The 19108-nt window shown below is 38.0% G+C and carries 20 protein-coding genes; 18 read left to right on the top strand and 2 right to left on the bottom strand.

What is annotated here, in order from left to right; translation table 11 throughout:
- Positions 1 to 897: 897 nt before the first annotated feature.
- The 5 genes from N4T56_RS22225 (at position 898) to N4T56_RS22245 (ending at position 3943) form a co-directional block, all read left to right on the top strand.
- Positions 898 to 1029, top strand: coding sequence for a hypothetical protein (locus tag N4T56_RS22225; RefSeq protein WP_261734903.1), 132 nt, complete (start codon positions 898 to 900; stop codon positions 1027 to 1029).
- 478 nt (positions 1030 to 1507) lie between these two features.
- Entirely contained in the window at positions 1508 to 1813 is a 306-nt protein-coding gene (locus N4T56_RS22230; RefSeq protein ID WP_261734904.1) for a type II toxin-antitoxin system RelE/ParE family toxin, read from the top strand.
- Positions 1814 to 1888: 75 nt separating this feature from the next.
- Positions 1889 to 2188 carry a HigA family addiction module antitoxin gene (locus N4T56_RS22235; protein ID WP_261734905.1) on the top strand — a complete coding sequence of 100 codons (300 nt, stop codon included), beginning with the start codon at positions 1889 to 1891 and terminating at the stop codon, positions 2186 to 2188.
- A gap of 655 nt (positions 2189 to 2843) precedes the next feature.
- The gene (locus tag N4T56_RS22240) at positions 2844 to 3620 is read left to right on the top strand and encodes a ParA family protein (RefSeq protein ID WP_261734906.1); all 777 of its coding nucleotides are present in this window, start codon (positions 2844 to 2846) and stop codon (positions 3618 to 3620) included.
- 17 nt (positions 3621 to 3637) lie between these two features.
- The gene (locus tag N4T56_RS22245; protein WP_261734907.1) at positions 3638 to 3943 is read left to right on the top strand and encodes a hypothetical protein; all 306 of its coding nucleotides are present in this window, start codon (positions 3638 to 3640) and stop codon (positions 3941 to 3943) included.
- 45 nt (positions 3944 to 3988) lie between these two features.
- Here the strand turns inward: N4T56_RS22245 and N4T56_RS22250 are convergent, their stop codons facing one another.
- Positions 3989 to 4855: a RepB family plasmid replication initiator protein gene (locus N4T56_RS22250; protein ID WP_261734908.1), complete on the bottom strand. Its 867-nt coding sequence runs from the start codon at positions 4853 to 4855 to the stop codon at positions 3989 to 3991.
- Positions 4856 to 6627: 1772 nt separating this feature from the next.
- On the opposite strand from N4T56_RS22250, the gene N4T56_RS22255 reads away from it, so the two are divergent.
- The 9 genes from N4T56_RS22255 (at position 6628) to N4T56_RS22295 (ending at position 13497) form a co-directional block, all read left to right on the top strand.
- Complete coding sequence (locus tag N4T56_RS22255; protein ID WP_261734909.1) at positions 6628 to 7497, top strand: phage integrase N-terminal domain-containing protein; 870 nt, start codon at positions 6628 to 6630, stop codon at positions 7495 to 7497.
- An 88-nt stretch (positions 7498 to 7585) separates the two neighbouring features.
- Positions 7586 to 7837 (top strand): hypothetical protein, encoded by a 252-nt coding sequence (locus N4T56_RS22260; RefSeq protein ID WP_261734910.1) that lies wholly within the window; start codon positions 7586 to 7588, stop codon positions 7835 to 7837.
- A complete protein-coding gene (locus tag N4T56_RS22265; RefSeq protein WP_261734911.1) occupies positions 7827 to 7979 on the top strand; it encodes a hypothetical protein in 153 nt (50 codons plus the stop codon). Before N4T56_RS22260 ends, N4T56_RS22265 begins: the two co-directional genes overlap by 11 nt.
- 726 nt (positions 7980 to 8705) lie before the next feature.
- Positions 8706 to 9686, top strand: coding sequence for a hypothetical protein (locus N4T56_RS22270; protein ID WP_261734912.1), 981 nt, complete (start codon positions 8706 to 8708; stop codon positions 9684 to 9686).
- Positions 9687 to 10451: 765 nt separating this feature from the next.
- Positions 10452 to 10583: a hypothetical protein gene (locus N4T56_RS22275; protein WP_261734903.1), complete on the top strand. Its 132-nt coding sequence runs from the start codon at positions 10452 to 10454 to the stop codon at positions 10581 to 10583.
- A 478-nt stretch (positions 10584 to 11061) separates the two neighbouring features.
- Positions 11062 to 11367, top strand: a complete 306-nt coding sequence (locus tag N4T56_RS22280; protein WP_261734904.1) for a type II toxin-antitoxin system RelE/ParE family toxin — start codon at positions 11062 to 11064, stop codon at positions 11365 to 11367.
- A 75-nt stretch (positions 11368 to 11442) separates the two neighbouring features.
- Positions 11443 to 11742: a HigA family addiction module antitoxin gene (locus N4T56_RS22285; RefSeq protein WP_261734905.1), complete on the top strand. Its 300-nt coding sequence runs from the start codon at positions 11443 to 11445 to the stop codon at positions 11740 to 11742.
- Between the two features lie 655 nt (positions 11743 to 12397).
- Positions 12398 to 13174 carry a ParA family protein gene (locus N4T56_RS22290; protein ID WP_261734906.1) on the top strand — a complete coding sequence of 259 codons (777 nt, stop codon included), beginning with the start codon at positions 12398 to 12400 and terminating at the stop codon, positions 13172 to 13174.
- Between the two features lie 17 nt (positions 13175 to 13191).
- The gene (locus N4T56_RS22295; RefSeq protein ID WP_261734907.1) at positions 13192 to 13497 is read left to right on the top strand and encodes a hypothetical protein; all 306 of its coding nucleotides are present in this window, start codon (positions 13192 to 13194) and stop codon (positions 13495 to 13497) included.
- Positions 13498 to 13577: 80 nt separating this feature from the next.
- On the opposite strand, the gene N4T56_RS22300 is transcribed toward N4T56_RS22295, so the two are convergent.
- Positions 13578 to 14408 carry a RepB family plasmid replication initiator protein gene (locus N4T56_RS22300; protein WP_261734913.1) on the bottom strand — a complete coding sequence of 277 codons (831 nt, stop codon included), beginning with the start codon at positions 14406 to 14408 and terminating at the stop codon, positions 13578 to 13580.
- A 1773-nt stretch (positions 14409 to 16181) separates the two neighbouring features.
- On the opposite strand from N4T56_RS22300, the gene N4T56_RS22305 reads away from it, so the two are divergent.
- The 4 genes from N4T56_RS22305 to N4T56_RS22320 form a co-directional block, all read left to right on the top strand.
- On the top strand, positions 16182 to 17051 hold the full coding sequence (locus N4T56_RS22305; RefSeq protein WP_261734909.1) for a phage integrase N-terminal domain-containing protein: 870 nt from the start codon (positions 16182 to 16184) through the stop codon (positions 17049 to 17051).
- An 88-nt stretch (positions 17052 to 17139) separates the two neighbouring features.
- The gene (locus N4T56_RS22310; protein WP_261734910.1) at positions 17140 to 17391 is read left to right on the top strand and encodes a hypothetical protein; all 252 of its coding nucleotides are present in this window, start codon (positions 17140 to 17142) and stop codon (positions 17389 to 17391) included.
- The gene (locus N4T56_RS22315) at positions 17381 to 17533 is read left to right on the top strand and encodes a hypothetical protein (RefSeq protein WP_261734911.1); all 153 of its coding nucleotides are present in this window, start codon (positions 17381 to 17383) and stop codon (positions 17531 to 17533) included. Before N4T56_RS22310 ends, N4T56_RS22315 begins: the two co-directional genes overlap by 11 nt.
- A 726-nt stretch (positions 17534 to 18259) precedes the next feature.
- On the top strand, positions 18260 to 19108 hold an 849-nt coding region (locus N4T56_RS22320; protein WP_261734914.1), incomplete at its 3' end, for a hypothetical protein.

Genomic DNA, 19108 nt, shown 5'->3' on the forward strand with positions numbered 1-19108 from the left:
GTGGGCACTGGCGCAGGGGGCGGAATTGGTGGCGGTTCACCTAGGATGATTTGCTCCAATTGGGCTCACGCTTACACAAACGGCAACTATCAATACTCACTATGCTTAGGCTACGAAATTCTGTTTATTTAGGAGAGAGTATGAATTTTTCTGAAGTAAGGAAAAATATCTCAAGGCTAGAAATGATTGTAATTGGCCTCTTGATATTTACTCTAATATTAAATGGTATACAGAGCTTTACATCTGATACACCTAACTTTATGAGTATAGTGTATTTAATGATAGCTTTACTTTTTACAAATCTGTTTAGCTATTCAGTAAAGCAAATTCTACAGGCTATAGAAGAGTGTAGAGAACCATCTGAATAGCTTTTGCTATATGTCGGAACTGAGCATAAATTGGCTCGGTTCCGACATTTCTTCTCAGTTGATTTATTTCCAAATTTGCATGCCATAAGCTCGACTTTTACTTGACGTCACACCCAAAACTTTTAGCTCCACAATTATTTCTGGTAGGTATCAATAAATTAGAGATATTTAACCAAGTAGCATCAATTTATATAGAACACTTCTGAGCACTCAAACCTCACGTTGACTTGCAAAAGCCATAAAGCTACCCACCACAAAGCAAGCTCATTGATCTGACAAAGCATTTTGTTGGCTGGACGCATTATATATGTTCTACATCTTAAAGTTCCTTTTTAAATTAAAAACGCCTCATGTTAACCTTTTGCTTGCATTGTGTGAGCGTCTTGCTGTTCAGGTGTTGGTTTATTGTTGTGCTGGCTGTTTTTCAGTCAAATATTAAGTGGTTTACTTACACTCTCTGCAAGGAAAAAAAGCAACATGTAATCTTCAGAGCGGAGCCGTTGAAGAGGTGAGGTCTAAAGTTGAGTTAATGGAAGAACTGGAGAGCTTAAAATTAGGAATTAACGGGCTTCTGGATAAAAAAGTTGGTTCTCCAGAAGTGACAGCTTGGCAGGAAAGAGTTTTGAAAATAAAAAAGCTTATGAAAGCTAAATCGCATTAGCCATATTGAAATTGATTTCACTATTGATAACTTGAAAATGTAATTTATTCAAGTTTGTTTTCACTGAAAACACTTAATTGAGCTTAAATCTTACTCGAAACGTGAGTGGCATCAACTTGCTTTTTTTTTGTGCACTTTTGGTGTTAAACTTTCAATTCCAAACAGTACCTTTTCGATGAGAATAGCTACCTAAAAGATAGCTTTCGTTAGCTAGAGCTGGGGTAACACCTATTTTCAGTGGTTAAGTGGGCTATTTAACATAACTGCCAATTGTGTGCAGTTTAAAATGTGGTTGACACGTGTAACGTTACAGGTTACCGTTTGCTTGTTGCAGATGACCACCCTATGTGAAGAACTCTAGTGTGAGTAAATACATTCAATAGCTCGGTAAGTGTTATTTGGTAACACCTAAATCAAATAAGGATAAGGCTATGAATTTTATTGAAAATGCTAGATTTTACATTAGGAGGTATACAGATTGGCAATCAAGAGTTTTTCACATAAAGGACTTAAAAATTACTTTTATGACAATAATGCAAAAGGGCTAAATCCAAATCATGTTAAAAAGATTGGATTTATATTAGATGCAATAGATTCATCTCACCATCCCCAAGACCTAAAGGCTTTGTATCTAAATCAATTTTCTGAGAAAAAAGGGTCTGGTGAAGGTGTTTACAGTATTGAGATTAACGGTAACTGGCGGATAACCTTTCAAATAAATGATGAAGGCGCCATATTGCTTGATTATGTGGATTATCACGGAAAAAAAATCAAAGCCCGTTAGCTCAACCTTACAATAAAATGTACCTATAATTAATCGATTATAGGTACATTTTATCTCTCGATTTTAGGAGAAAAAATGAGACAGATTAGAAAACCTTCACATCCAGGAGAATTTTTCAAATTCACTGTTTTAGATGATAGAGGGATATCTATAACGTCGGCAGCAGAACACTTAGGTGTTACCAGAAAGGCGTTAAGTGAATTTGTTAATGGGAAGGCCAAATGTTCCCACGCTATGGCTAGACGTTTAGCTGAGTCAACAGGGACTGGGGTAGCTATTTGGATTAACATGCAAGCTAAGCTTGATACTTGGGAGGCTGAGAACATGGATAAGCCTGTAAATATTACAGCTCTTCCTGAGGCTCGCGTAGCATAATTTTTTAGTTATATTTTTTATTAGAAAAGGCTGCCAAATTGGCGGCCTTTTTGATCTTAACAATAGGCGCACGTCATTTAAATTGTTAACTAGTGTGGCACGCGTTGCAACAATAGTAACAACCATTAATTCGAAATGAAGGGTTTGCTTTTTTCACTTCAGATACAGCTCCAGCACAAGTTGCGTGAGTTCCTGCCGAAACTTGATTTTCAAGTAGTGGCATGTATGAGCAACCTGTCGTTTTGTTATGAACCTCGTGGTCACCATTATTTTGAGCATTTTTATTAACTATAAATACCGGCATTTTTCCTCATCTCCATATGTAATAAAAAATAGATACTATAGGTATACTTATAACATGGGTATAAGTTATTAGCATTCAAAATTGAGGTACTTAATTAAAAGATTAAAGTGTGACGTTGTAATTAAATTGTATTATCCCATTGCGTTCCTGTATGAAAAACCTTTATTAATCAATTTTATAAAAATATTTGCCCCGTAAATGTATTTCAAATGTAATACATTTTTATTCGTTATATCGAAAACCACTATTTACGTGTATTGATTCTTTGTTCATAACTTTTGATTAGATGAGACTATACATAATCATTCAAATGTATTACATTTGAAATACATTTCCAGTCGAGGATGTACTTTGAAAACGCTAGCCGTAATAAATCAGAAAGGCGGGGTAGGTAAGACAACCACAGTGATTAACCTATCTGCGCAATTAGCGCATGATGGGAAGCGAGTTCTTGTTATTGACTTAGATCCCCAAGCAAATTTAACCGTCGTGATGACTGGCGGGCAATACGAATTTGAAAACTCGATTACAGATGTATTTGAATCCTCGAAAAAGTGCCCAATTCAACAGGCTATCATGCCGGCTCAAAGCAACGGTGAAGCTATTTTTAATCTGTGTATTTGTCCCACGGACATACGTCTAAGTCGTGTCATTGAACAGAGCTTAACCAAAGTTCACCGAGAGCGAATTTTGTTAAAGCAGCTTGAAACAATTGCTAATGACTTTGATATAGTTATCTTAGATTGCCCCCCTAACCTTAGCTTGACATCAGTCAATGCCATGATGGCTGCTGATATGTTTCTAATACCCGTTGATGGAGGTTCATTCTCACTGAATGGTTTGGCAGATCTTCTAGATGCTTTAGAAGAAGTGAAAGAAACTGAGCTGGTGAATTATGCGGTATTTCGTAATGAGTTTGCTAAAGCTAATAAGCTGATCAATAACTTTCTTGATGAACAATTAACTTCACTTGAAGGTAAAGTATTAGTTACAACAATTCGCCGTTCTGAGGATATTGGGCAGGCCAGTGTATGCGGTAAAACTTTGCTGAGTTACAAGCCGAGTAGCCCTACGCTAACTGACTATAAGAGCTTGGCTAAAGAAGTCATGCAACGAATCAATGTATAACAAGTGTAATACATAAAATGAGTAAATTAACTGGTGTTACTGGGCTTAGTAGACGTGGTTCTGCTAAAGAAACCCAAAATGTTCCAAAGTCACAAGGGAAAATAACCACGGTCTCAACCCGTCGTAATATCACAACGGGCACATCACCTATGCCGTTGCGATTAACAGAAAATGATAAAGCAAATCTGAATTTATGGCTGGAAGCCTTAGAGGCTGAATCGGGTAAAAATATTACAGCTGCCAAGTTGTTTAGAGGTTTGATCAATATGAAAGAAAAAATAAATACTAAGGGGTTAATCCGTTCAATAAATGACGTAACTTGATAATGTAACTTTTGAAAAGGTTACATTATCAAAATGGAACAGCTGTTATTTTTTCTCTAGTTTTTTATAACGTTGATCGATTATGTAGTATTGCTCACCATTTTTTGCAGTGAAGTTACCTGATAAATAACCAATGCTTTCCAGTTTACGAATGCCTGCTTTGATCTTACGGTTTGCTTCTTTTTTTGTTGTCTCGAGACGCAAGCGATCTCTTAAGCGTTCAAACGATACTGGGTGAGGCTTGTTGGGGAGCGAAGTGAAATATAAATACAAACATTGTGCTACTTCTGCTCGGGGTAGCTTTTCCAATATTCGTAAATTAACCAATACTTGATAATCTAAACAATAAAGATCCCATAGAGTTTCATCAGCCATCAATTCGACTAAATCTTCTTCACCATCGTACATTGCACGTAATAACATACCGGTATGGACTGCCTTTACCGTGTTTTTTCGGCGAAATGAAAGACTCTGGCTTTGAATTCGCTCTAAAGATTCACCGATTTGACGTCTTAAGTTTTTATCGAATCGACGGCTCGGATAACCACAATCTTTTGCAAACTCAGCAAATGATATCCTGACTGTATTCGATGAGTAACCAAGTTTACTGAAAACTAATACAATACCGCACCAGACTTTAAAATCAGTTTCGATATTGAGGCGTTGACCTCTAACTGTAACTGAGTCATACCCTTCTCTTTTGCATAAATCTAGGTGTACGAGGTCTTGGCTTAAGTCTTGAGATTTGATATCACTGATATTCGTTCTACGCCCCACAGGCGTAAAAACTCCTGTTCTAAGAAGAACATTAGGCTGAACGCTTGCATTGCTGTTAATTGTCAGCAGATGTTTACTATTGCTATAAAGTAATTCCGTATTGGCGCTAGGTAATGGCTTGTCTAATGTTTCCATATATCCCACTTCTTTTTAACCCAATTAGAGTACACCATGAAACCCATTTAGAATACGCCTAATTATGGTTTAACATGGTTACTTGATTTCCTAGTAGCGTACTGCACATTTTTATCTATAAATCTTTTTCAAATTCAAATCTCTATTTGCCTAGACTTCTGACTTATTGATATTTTTTGATAAAGGACGTTTACCCACTCGGCATACACCATTGGCTCTTTTTTGAACGGTAAAAAGATGCTTTAAGAGTGTTAATACAGTTAAAATCGGTGATATGTATAGGTATTTGATGAGTCGAAATTATGATTATTTATTTGTGGATAAGAAAATAATAATATTGTGCAGGTGAAGGTGTTTGGCTCTAAATGTTTGTTTTTATTTATTTATTTTTTTATTTTACAATTTAGCCATTATGGATAGAACCCAATTAGCATACACCATTTACCCAATTAGAATACACCGTTTACCCAATTAGAATACACCGTTTACCCAATTAGAATACACCGTTTACCCAATCAGAATACACCGTTTACCCAATCAGAATACACCTTGATAGGCTGTATCCTTTGGTGTGCAAGGGCTACAGCCCACCTTGGATCTATTAGGATCTATTAGGATCTAATAAGGATCTTATTGGATCTGAACTGTGGACAAATCTAAATTTCATCGATTAAGAACCCTTCTTGGGGGCTTGCTCCCCGCCAGCCCTTCCCTCGCTACGCTCGTTTCCGGCATCCCCCAAATAATGCCTCGCCATTTCCTGCCGTTGGCAGGGGCGAGAGCGAAAGAACGAACCGGAAGGGTTCGCTTTGCCTTCGGCCGTTAGCCTGTGTTTGGAATTGAACTTTGGTTTAAAAGCATGTTGCTTCGCAACTGTCTGGCAGAAATACGAAGTCAAAACCAAAGCTAAGGGCTCTAAATGAAGATTTGAGGAGTTTTCAGCCAAAAAACGTGGACTTGTGAGGCTTGAATCAAGAAAGGGGCTTAAAACGCTTTTTATAGCCTTCTGAGCACTTACCGATTAGCGAAGTCTATCGGCAAGTGAGAAGTGGCTAATTCTTTACTTTGGCAGTTTCAAATACAGGTGACGGCAAATGAAAAATCCGACAACAAGGATAACGAGAACTGAAATTTGAGAGAAAGACATAAGGCGTATCCAGTGGATGATTTTGTTCAAGATTAGCACAAGCTAATCTTGATAAAGGTTACAATTTCAAGCGGGTTAAATGTGAAAAAATGGTAGGGTGTATGTCACTCCACATAGGGGAGTGACATACACCCGATGCTGCTCCTTATGCGGGGAAATAACCATTTTTTCGCATTCTCAGCGCATTATTAGCAAGTTGCGGGTTGCACAGAGATCAAGCTTGCGGTAAATTCAAATTTCTCCTATCGCATCTCTCGATGCTTACATATCTAAACTCTCCCAAGTTAATAATCTCCGAACCCAACAGGGTTTTTTAGGGTCTCTAGATAAAACTAGATTTGGTGTAAGCGTTCAACAGAACCGCACCATCTGGGCAATTCGCCTGTAATAACACATCGCTCAATATCATCTGATTTTTTAGATGGGTTCATTCTGCTGTCGGCATTAAGAACGAGCATTAACACTAAACTGAATTCCGAAATGGCCGCTTGCGTATGCAGAAGGTCGCCGTGTTATTAGCCCGCCGAGAACATGATTTTTCCTATAAAAACGCCCTGCGGGGCGCTTTCCTTTTTGTATTTCTGTATTTAACTATTTTGATTTTGTAACTTATTCAAGGTGTTTTATGGCCTCTAATTTTTTATTTGAAGCGAATAAGCTTTTAAGACAGCACTGCACTAACTCATTTGCGACTAAATCTGAGCGATTTAAAACGATCAGGTTGATAGATAGGCAGCTTGTAGAGCTTGGTTTTAAAGGGGTTGCTCTGAAAGGTCTTAAGACAAGGCATGTCGAGGCACTGATCGCTAAATGGCAAGAAGATAGACTCAACCCTGGCACCATTAAAAATCGTATGGCACATGTTCGTTGGTTAAGCGAAAAGATTAATAAGGTAGGATTGGTATCTTCGTCTAACGCGAAACTTGGCATTGAGAATCGCAAGTATATTACTAATAATAACAAGGGTGTAACCCTTACTCAGATGCAGTTGAATTTGATACCCGATCAACACCTAAAAATGTCCCTCAGGCTTCAAACTGCATTTGGTTTAAGGCGCGAAGAAGCCATGAAGATCCAACCAGAAAAAGCAGATCATGGCGATCATTTAGTGCTTGATGCTTCTTGGTGTAAAGGCGGTCGAGATCGCATCATTCCTATTTTGACTGAGGCACAACGCCAAGTATTGAATGAGGCGAAGCAATTGACCCAGGGCCGATCGCTTATTCCGGCGCAACGAACGTATGTTCAACAGATGAAACGTTATGAAAATACCTGTATTCAAATTAATTTAGGTAAGGGACATGGTTTACGCCATAGCTACGCGCATCAACGTTACTTGACGTTAACCGGATTCGATTGCCCTGCAGTTTCTGGCATACGAGTGAGAAGGCTTACTACTGAACAAAAAGCGGCTGATAAGGCTGCTAGAGAAATAATTACACGTGAATTGGGGCATGGCCGAATACAAGTGACAGCCGTTTATTTGGGAAGTTAATTGGACAATATTTTAATATCAAAATGGCTTGATATTGTAACATTTTCAAGTTATATTTGATTCTGTAACTTAATCAAGGTGGGATGAAATGGAAAAGAAACAACATGGTGGTGCGCGCCCAGGTGCAGGCCGTAAAACAAAATACGAAAGTACTGTTGTTATGCGGGTTCCAGAGAAATACAGGGGTGCAATCAAAGCGCTAATTTCGCATTTAGACGCTACTGATATGGTTGATAAAAACTATTCTGCCGTGGAGTCAGAAGCGGTTTATTTACGTTCTCTGCAAGATAAAAAACAGCATATTACCTTTATAACGGAGCCGTTGAAGAGTGAAATCTAAAGCTGAGTTAATGGAAGAACTGGAGAGCTTAAAATTAGGAATTAACGGGCTTCTGGATAAAAAAGTTGGTTCTCCAGAAGTGACAGCTTGGCAGGAAAGAGTTTTGGAAATAAAAAAGCTTATGAAAGCTAAATCGCATTAGCCATATTGAAATTGATTTCACTATTGATAACTTGAAATTGTAACTTATTCAAGTTTGTTTTCACTGAAAACACTTAATTGAGCTTAAATCTTACTCGAAACGTGAGTGGCATCAACTTGCTTTTTTTGTGCGCTTTTAAGGTGAGCACTCCAATACGGTTTAGTATTAGAGTGCTGATAAAGGCAAATTGTCAGCTTTTATTTATTCTGGTTGTGGGCACACTTTTCCTGAGCTGCATAATGGAACAATAGTTACTGTTCCTTCTGTTATTATGCTTTCTTTAGCTCCGCGGATCATAAGTCCAGAATGATTTAAAGCTGTGAGGAACGCTGACCATGATGCCTGAGAAAAATTTACAAGCTTATAGCTTGTGGTAAAGGGGTTTTTCTCTCTTAAATCTATAAAGTTATGCTTATCTTCAATTTTTATAAATTTAAAATGAACTTTAGCTGCAAAGGCAAAGCCTGCCCGCAGTGCGGTAAGCGCTATTCACGTAAAATTCATAACAACACCCACAGTACACATTCAAATTAATCTTTCGTGAAAGATGAAGTTACTTAGCGACTAATTTACTCCATCTAAACCTCAATGCTCTTTATCTACTAAGTAATATTACAAATAGCTAATGCAAACAGGTTGTTAACAATTGCACATTAGGTAAGCAAATTGTTCACACAATGCTTTAAATATGTAATTATGAGTTGTCTAAAAAGGAGTTTTAACAATATGAAGTTATTAACAATGACTGCTGCAGTTGCTTTATTAATATCAATTTCACCAGTAAAAGCAGATGAATGGCTACCGATTTACCAAGGTGAAAACGGCACTTTGGAATCGCACGATACTTATCCGCAGAATTATAAATATACCTCTCCTGAAAATACTGTTATTTCAATAACATCTAGCGGGAATGATTTACGAATTAGATTTACTGATGACAGCTACAGACATGTAGATTATTACACGGAAGAAGTTGTGGATGTTTCCAAGCCAATTTACAACCCAGATCCAGAGCCTCCAGGAGGAGGTATGCCGCTTTCAATCATGAAAACTGGGAGTTACAGTACAAACACTAACCTATATAACTTAACCGACTATACAAAGCCTAATTGGAACATTACCTCGGCTAATAAAACAGCATACGAAAAATACCTTCTTCTAATGCAAGATATTGAAGAACTGCAACTTCCAAAATTAACACCAAAGCGTACAGTTATTGATGAAATCTTGCAGAGTTTACCTGCACAATATTCAGCAAGCTCTTGTGAATATGAAAGGGGTAAAGCGGCTATTGGGTACGAAGGATCGTCCAACGCATACCTATGTTCAGTCGCTGAAGGGATTGCTTATACAGGTATGTCTGTAACAGCGCTTCTAGCCTGTTATACACCAGGTGTTAATGTTGCAACATGCTCGGGAGCAATATCTGCAGCAGTTACTTCCGCAGCTGTGTATATTTCAGCTATCAACCGATGCCAGATTGCAAACGCAGATGCTCAACATGCACTAGAAGTTTGTGAAGCTAATAACGACGTCCCACCACAAACCACTAGTACCGAAGAGCCTCCAATAAATGTGGGCACTGGCGCAGGGGGCGGAATTGGTGGCGGTTCACCTAGGATGATTTGCTCCAATTGGGCTCACGCTTACACAAACGGCAACTATCAATACTCACTATGCTTAGGCTACGAAATTCTGTTTATTTAGGAGAGAGTATGAATTTTTCTGAAGTAAGGAAAAATATCTCAAGGCTAGAAATGATTGTAATTGGCCTCTTGATATTTACTCTAATATTAAATGGTATACAGAGCTTTACATCTGATACACCTAACTTTATGAGTATAGTGTATTTAATGATAGCTTTACTTTTTACAAATCTGTTTAGCTATTCAGTAAAGCAAATTCTACAGGCTATAGAAGAGTGTAGAGAACCATCTGAATAGCTTTTGCTATATGTCGGAACTGAGCATAAATTGGCTCGGTTCCGACATTTCTTCTCAGTTGATTTATTTCCAAATTTGCATGCCATAAGCTCGACTTTTACTTGACGTCACACCCAAAACTTTTAGCTCCACAATTATTTCTGGTAGGTATCAATAAATTAGAGATATTTAACCAAGTAGCATCAATTTATATAGAACACTTCTGAGCACTCAAACCTCACGTTGACTTGCAAAAGCCATAAAGCTACCCACCACAAAGCAAGCTCATTGATCTGACAAAGCATTTTGTTGGCTGGACGCATTATATATGTTCTACATCTTAAAGTTCCTTTTTAAATTAAAAACGCCTCATGTTAACCTTTTGCTTGCATTGTGTGAGCGTCTTGCTGTTCAGGTGTTGGTTTATTGTTGTGCTGGCTGTTTTTCAGTCAAATATTAAGTGGTTTACTTACACTCTCTGCAAGGAAAAAAAGCAACATGTAATCTTCAGAGCGGAGCCGTTGAAGAGGTGAGGTCTAAAGTTGAGTTAATGGAAGAACTGGAGAGCTTAAAATTAGGAATTAACGGGCTTCTGGATAAAAAAGTTGGTTCTCCAGAAGTGACAGCTTGGCAGGAAAGAGTTTTGAAAATAAAAAAGCTTATGAAAGCTAAATCGCATTAGCCATATTGAAATTGATTTCACTATTGATAACTTGAAAATGTAATTTATTCAAGTTTGTTTTCACTGAAAACACTTAATTGAGCTTAAATCTTACTCGAAACGTGAGTGGCATCAACTTGCTTTTTTTTTGTGCACTTTTGGTGTTAAACTTTCAATTCCAAACAGTACCTTTTCGATGAGAATAGCTACCTAAAAGATAGCTTTCGTTAGCTAGAGCTGGGGTAACACCTATTTTCAGTGGTTAAGTGGGCTATTTAACATAACTGCCAATTGTGTGCAGTTTAAAATGTGGTTGACACGTGTAACGTTACAGGTTACCGTTTGCTTGTTGCAGATGACCACCCTATGTGAAGAACTCTAGTGTGAGTAAATACATTCAATAGCTCGGTAAGTGTTATTTGGTAACACCTAAATCAAATAAGGATAAGGCTATGAATTTTATTGAAAATGCTAGATTTTACATTAGGAGGTATACAGATTGGCAATCAAGAGTTTTTCACATAAAGGACTTAAAAATTACTTTTATGACAATAATGCAAAAGGGCTAAATCCAAATCATGTTAAAAAGATTGGATTTATATTAGATGCAATAGATTCATCTCACCATCCCCAAGACCTAAAGGCTTTGTATCTAAATCAATTTTCTGAGAAAAAAGGGTCTGGTGAAGGTGTTTACAGTATTGAGATTAACGGTAACTGGCGGATAACCTTTCAAATAAATGATGAAGGCGCCATATTGCTTGATTATGTGGATTATCACGGAAAAAAAATCAAAGCCCGTTAGCTCAACCTTACAATAAAATGTACCTATAATTAATCGATTATAGGTACATTTTATCTCTCGATTTTAGGAGAAAAAATGAGACAGATTAGAAAACCTTCACATCCAGGAGAATTTTTCAAATTCACTGTTTTAGATGATAGAGGGATATCTATAACGTCGGCAGCAGAACACTTAGGTGTTACCAGAAAGGCGTTAAGTGAATTTGTTAATGGGAAGGCCAAATGTTCCCACGCTATGGCTAGACGTTTAGCTGAGTCAACAGGGACTGGGGTAGCTATTTGGATTAACATGCAAGCTAAGCTTGATACTTGGGAGGCTGAGAACATGGATAAGCCTGTAAATATTACAGCTCTTCCTGAGGCTCGCGTAGCATAATTTTTTAGTTATATTTTTTATTAGAAAAGGCTGCCAAATTGGCGGCCTTTTTGATCTTAACAATAGGCGCACGTCATTTAAATTGTTAACTAGTGTGGCACGCGTTGCAACAATAGTAACAACCATTAATTCGAAATGAAGGGTTTGCTTTTTTCACTTCAGATACAGCTCCAGCACAAGTTGCGTGAGTTCCTGCCGAAACTTGATTTTCAAGTAGTGGCATGTATGAGCAACCTGTCGTTTTGTTATGAACCTCGTGGTCACCATTATTTTGAGCATTTTTATTAACTATAAATACCGGCATTTTTCCTCATCTCCATATGTAATAAAAAATAGATACTATAGGTATACTTATAACATGGGTATAAGTTATTAGCATTCAAAATTGAGGTACTTAATTAAAAGATTAAAGTGTGACGTTGTAATTAAATTGTATTATCCCATTGCGTTCCTGTATGAAAAACCTTTATTAATCAATTTTATAAAAATATTTGCCCCGTAAATGTATTTCAAATGTAATACATTTTTATTCGTTATATCGAAAACCACTATTTACGTGTATTGATTCTTTGTTCATAACTTTTGATTAGATGAGACTATACATAATCATTCAAATGTATTACATTTGAAATACATTTCCAGTCGAGGATGTACTTTGAAAACGCTAGCCGTAATAAATCAGAAAGGCGGGGTAGGTAAGACAACCACAGTGATTAACCTATCTGCGCAATTAGCGCATGATGGGAAGCGAGTTCTTGTTATTGACTTAGATCCCCAAGCAAATTTAACCGTCGTGATGACTGGCGGGCAATACGAATTTGAAAACTCGATTACAGATGTATTTGAATCCTCGAAAAAGTGCCCAATTCAACAGGCTATCATGCCGGCTCAAAGCAACGGTGAAGCTATTTTTAATCTGTGTATTTGTCCCACGGACATACGTCTAAGTCGTGTCATTGAACAGAGCTTAACCAAAGTTCACCGAGAGCGAATTTTGTTAAAGCAGCTTGAAACAATTGCTAATGACTTTGATATAGTTATCTTAGATTGCCCCCCTAACCTTAGCTTGACATCAGTCAATGCCATGATGGCTGCTGATATGTTTCTAATACCCGTTGATGGAGGTTCATTCTCACTGAATGGTTTGGCAGATCTTCTAGATGCTTTAGAAGAAGTGAAAGAAACTGAGCTGGTGAATTATGCGGTATTTCGTAATGAGTTTGCTAAAGCTAATAAGCTGATCAATAACTTTCTTGATGAACAATTAACTTCACTTGAAGGTAAAGTATTAGTTACAACAATTCGCCGTTCTGAGGATATTGGGCAGGCCAGTGTATGCGGTAAAACTTTGCTGAGTTACAAGCCGAGTAGCCCTACGCTAACTGACTATAAGAGCTTGGCTAAAGAAGTCATGCAACGAATCAATGTATAACAAGTGTAATACATAAAATGAGTAAATTAACTGGTGTTACTGGGCTTAGTAGACGTGGTTCTGCTAAAGAAACCCAAAATGTTCCAAAGTCACAAGGGAAAATAACCACGGTCTCAACCCGTCGTAATATCACAACGGGCACATCACCTATGCCGTTGCGATTAACAGAAAATGATAAAGCAAATCTGAATTTATGGCTGGAAGCCTTAGAGGCTGAATCGGGTAAAAATATTACAGCTGCCAAGTTGTTTAGAGGTTTGATCAATATGAAAGAAAAAATAAATACTAAGGGGTTAATCCGTTCAATAAATGACGTAACTTGATAATGTAACTTTTGAAAAGGTTACATTATCAAAATGGAACAGCTGTTATTTTTTCTCTAGTTTTTTATAACGTTGATCGATTATGTAGTATTGCTCACCATTTTTTGCAGTGAAGTTACCTGATAAATAACCAATGCTTTCCAGTTTACGAATGCCTGCTTTGATCTTACGGTTTGCTTCTTTTTTGTTGTCTCGAGACGCAAGCGATCTCTTAAGCGTTCAAACGATACTGGGTGAGGCTTGTTGGGGAGCGAAGTGAAATATAAATACAAACATTGTGCTACTTCTGCTCGGGGTAGCTTTTCCAATATTCGTAAATTAACCAATACTTGATAATCTAAACAATAAAGATCCCATAGAGTTTCATCAGCCATCAATTCGACTAAATCTTCTTCACCATCGTACATTGCACGTAATAACATACCGGTATGGACTGCCTTTACCGTGTTTTTTCGGCGAAATGAAAGACTCTGGCTTTGAATTCGCTCTAAAGATTCACCGATTTGACGTCTTAAGTTTTTATCGAATCGACGGCTCGGATAACCACAATCTTTTGCAAACTCAGCAAATGATATCCTGACTGTATTCGATGAGTAACCAAGTTTACTGAAAACTAATACAATACCGCACCAGACTTTAAAATCAGTTTCGATATTGAGGCGTTGACCTCTAACTGTAACTGAGTCATACCCTTCTCTTTTGCATAAATCTAGGTGTACGAGGTCTTGGCTTAAGTCTTGAGATTTGATATCACTGATATTCGTTCTACGCCCCACAGGCGTAAAAACTCCTGTTCTAAGAAGAACATTAGGCTGAACGCTTGCATTGCTGTTAATTGTCAGCAGATGTTTACTATTGCTATAAAGTAATTCCGTATTGGCGCTAGGTAATGGCTTGTCTAATGTTTCCATATATCCCACTTCTTTTTAACCCAATTAGAGTACACCATGAAACCCATTTAGAATACGCCTAATTATGGTTTAACATGGTTACTTGATTTCCTAGTAGCGTACTGCACATTTTTATCTATAAATCTTTTTCAAATTCAAATCTCTATTTGCCTAGACTTCTGACTTATTGATATTTTTTGATAAAGGACGTTTACCCACTCGGCATACACCATTGGCTCTTTTTTGAACGGTAAAAAGATGCTTTAAGAGTGTTAATACAGTTAAAATCGGTGATATGTATAGGTATTTGATGAGTCGAAATTATGATTATTTATTTGTGGATAAGAAAATAATAATATTGTGCAGGTGAAGGTGTTTGGCTCTAAATGTTTGTTTTTATTTATTTATTTTTTTATTTTACAATTTAGCCATTATGGATAGAACCCAATTAGCATACACCATTTACCCAATTAGAATACACCGTTTACCCAATTAGAATACACCGTTTACCCAATTAGAATACACCGTTTACCCAATCAGAATACACCGTTTACCCAATCAGAATACACCTTGATAGGCTGTATCCTTTGGTGTGCAAGGGCTACAGCCCACCTTGGATCTATTAGGATCTATTAGGATCTAATAAGGATCTTATTGGATCTGAACTGTGGACAAATCTAAATTTCATCGATTAAGAACCCTTCTTGGGGGCTTGCCCCCCGCCAGCCCTTCCCCTCGCTACGCTCGTTTCCGGCATCCCCCAAATAATGCCTCGCCATTTCCTGCCGTTGGCAGGGGCGAGAGCGAAAGAACGAACCGGAAGGGTTCGCTTTGCCTTCGGCCGTTAGCCTGTGTTTGGAATTGAACTTTGGTTTAAAAGCATGTTGCTTCGCAACTGTCTGGCAGAAATACGAAGTCAAAACCAAAGCTAAGGGCTCTAAATGAAGATTTGAGGAGTTTTCAGCCAAAAAACGTGGACTTGTGAGGCTTGAATCAAGAAAGGGGCTTAAAACGCTTTTTATAGCCTTCTGAGCACTTACCGATTAGCGAAGTCTATCGGCAAGTGAGAAGTGGCTAATTCTTTACTTTGGCAGTTTCAAATACAGGTGACGGCAAATGAAAAATCCGACAACAAGGATAACGAGAACTGAAATTTGAGAGAAAGACATAAGGCGTATCCAGTGGATGATTTTGTTCAAGATTAGCACAAGCTAATCTTGATAAAGGTTACAATTTCAAGCGGGTTAAATGTGAAAAAATGGTAGGGTGTATGTCACTCCACATAGGGGAGTGACATACACCCGATGCTGCTCCTTATGCGGGGAAATAACCATTTTTTCGCATTCTCAGCGCATTATTAGCAAGTTGCGGGTTGCACAGAGATCAAGCTTGCGGTAAATTCAAATTTCTCCTATCGCATCTCTCGATGCTTACATATCTAAACTCTCCCAAGTTAATAATCTCCGAACCCAACAGGGTTTTTTAGGGTCTCTAGATAAAACTAGATTTGGTGTAAGCGTTCAACAGAACCGCACCATCTGGGCAATTCGCCTGTAATAACACATCGCTCAATATCATCTGATTTTTTAGATGGGTTCATTCTGCTGTCGGCATTAAGAACGAGCATTAACACTAAACTGAATTCCGAAATGGCCGCTTGCGTATGCAGAAGGTCGCCGTGTTATTAGCCCGCCGAGAACATGATTTTTCCTATAAAAACGCCCTGCGGGGCGCTTTCCTTTTTGTATTTCTGTATTTAACTATTTTGATTTTGTAACTTATTCAAGGTGTTTTATGGCCTCTAATTTTTTATTTGAAGCGAATAAGCTTTTAAGACAGCACTGCACTAACTCATTTGCGACTAAATCTGAGCGATTTAAAACGATCAGGTTGATAGATAGGCAGCTTGTAGAGCTTGGTTTTAAAGGGGTTGCTCTGAAAGGTCTTAAGACAAGGCATGTCGAGGCACTGATCGCTAAATGGCAAGAAGATAGACTCAACCCTGGCACCATTAAAAATCGTATGGCACATGTTCGTTGGTTAAGCGAAAAGATTAATAAGGTAGGATTGGTATCTTCGTCTAACGCGAAACTTGGCATTGAGAATCGCAAGTATATTACTAATAATAACAAGGGTGTAACCCTTACTCAGATGCAGTTGAATTTGATACCCGATCAACACCTAAAAATGTCCCTCAGGCTTCAAACTGCATTTGGTTTAAGGCGCGAAGAAGCCATGAAGATCCAACCAGAAAAAGCAGATCATGGCGATCATTTAGTGCTTGATGCTTCTTGGTGTAAAGGCGGTCGAGATCGCATCATTCCTATTTTGACTGAGGCACAACGCCAAGTATTGAATGAGGCGAAGCAATTGACCCAGGGCCGATCGCTTATTCCGGCGCAACGAACGTATGTTCAACAGATGAAACGTTATGAAAATACCTGTATTCAAATTAATTTAGGTAAGGGACATGGTTTACGCCATAGCTACGCGCATCAACGTTACTTGACGTTAACCGGATTCGATTGCCCTGCAGTTTCTGGCATACGAGTGAGAAGGCTTACTACTGAACAAAAAGCGGCTGATAAGGCTGCTAGAGAAATAATTACACGTGAATTGGGGCATGGCCGAATACAAGTGACAGCCGTTTATTTGGGAAGTTAATTGGACAATATTTTAATATCAAAATGGCTTGATATTGTAACATTTTCAAGTTATATTTGATTCTGTAACTTAATCAAGGTGGGATGAAATGGAAAAGAAACAACATGGTGGTGCGCGCCCAGGTGCAGGCCGTAAAACAAAATACGAAAGTACTGTTGTTATGCGGGTTCCAGAGAAATACAGGGGTGCAATCAAAGCGCTAATTTCGCATTTAGACGCTACTGATATGGTTGATAAAAACTATTCTGCCGTGGAGTCAGAAGCGGTTTATTTACGTTCTCTGCAAGATAAAAAACAGCATATTACCTTTATAACGGAGCCGTTGAAGAGTGAAATCTAAAGCTGAGTTAATGGAAGAACTGGAGAGCTTAAAATTAGGAATTAACGGGCTTCTGGATAAAAAAGTTGGTTCTCCAGAAGTGACAGCTTGGCAGGAAAGAGTTTTGGAAATAAAAAAGCTTATGAAAGCTAAATCGCATTAGCCATATTGAAATTGATTTCACTATTGATAACTTGAAATTGTAACTTATTCAAGTTTGTTTTCACTGAAAACACTTAATTGAGCTTAAATCTTACTCGAAACGTGAGTGGCATCAACTTGCTTTTTTTGTGCGCTTTTAAGGTGAGCACTCCAATACGGTTTAGTATTAGAGTGCTGATAAAGGCAAATTGTCAGCTTTTATTTATTCTGGTTGTGGGCACACTTTTCCTGAGCTGCATAATGGAACAATAGTTACTGTTCCTTCTGTTATTATGCTTTCTTTAGCTCCGCGGATCATAAGTCCAGAATGATTTAAAGCTGTGAGGAACGCTGACCATGATGCCTGAGAAAAATTTACAAGCTTATAGCTTGTGGTAAAGGGGTTTTTCTCTCTTAAATCTATAAAGTTATGCTTATCTTCAATTTTTATAAATTTAAAATGAACTTTAGCTGCAAAGGCAAAGCCTGCCCGCAGTGCGGTAAGCGCTATTCACGTAAAATTCATAACAACACCCACAGTACACATTCAAATTAATCTTTCGTGAAAGATGAAGTTACTTAGCGACTAATTTACTCCATCTAAACCTCAATGCTCTTTATCTACTAAGTAATATTACAAATAGCTAATGCAAACAGGTTGTTAACAATTGCACATTAGGTAAGCAAATTGTTCACACAATGCTTTAAATATGTAATTATGAGTTGTCTAAAAAGGAGTTTTAACAATATGAAGTTATTAACAATGACTGCTGCAGTTGCTTTATTAATATCAATTTCACCAGTAAAAGCAGATGAATGGCTACCGATTTACCAAGGTGAAAACGGCACTTTGGAATCGCACGATACTTATCCGCAGAATTATAAATATACCTCTCCTGAAAATACTGTTATTTCAATAACATCTAGCGGGAATGATTTACGAATTAGATTTACTGATGACAGCTACAGACATGTAGATTATTACACGGAAGAAGTTGTGGATGTTTCCAAGCCAATTTACAACCCAGATCCAGAGCCTCCAGGAGGAGGTATGCCGCTTTCAATCATGAAAACTGGGAGTTACAGTACAAACACTAACCTATATAACTTAACCGACTATACAAAGCCTAATTGGAACATTACCTCGGCTAATAAAACAGCATACGAAAAATACCTTCTTCTAATGCAAGATATTGAAGAACTGCAACTTCCAAAATTAACACCAAAGCGTACAGTTATTGATGAAATCTTGCAGAGTTTACCTGCACAATATTCAGCAAGCTCTTGTGAATATGAAAGGGGTAAAGCGGCTATTGGGTACGAAGGATCGTCCAACGCATACCTATGTTCAGTCGCTGAAGGGATTGCTTATACAGGTATGTCTGTAACAGCGCTTCTAGCCTGTTATACACCAGGTGTTAATGTTGCAACATGCTCGGGAGCAATATCTGCAGCAGTTACTTCCGCAGCTGTGTATATTTCAGCTATCAACCGATGCCAGATTGCAAACGCAGATGCTCAACATGCACTAGAAGTTTGTGAAGCTAATAACGACGTCCCACCACAAACCACTAGTACCGAAGAGCCTCCAATAAAT

The sequence above is a fragment of the Shewanella phaeophyticola genome, assembly GCF_025398315.1.
Taxonomy (GTDB): domain Bacteria; phylum Pseudomonadota; class Gammaproteobacteria; order Enterobacterales; family Shewanellaceae; genus Shewanella; species Shewanella phaeophyticola.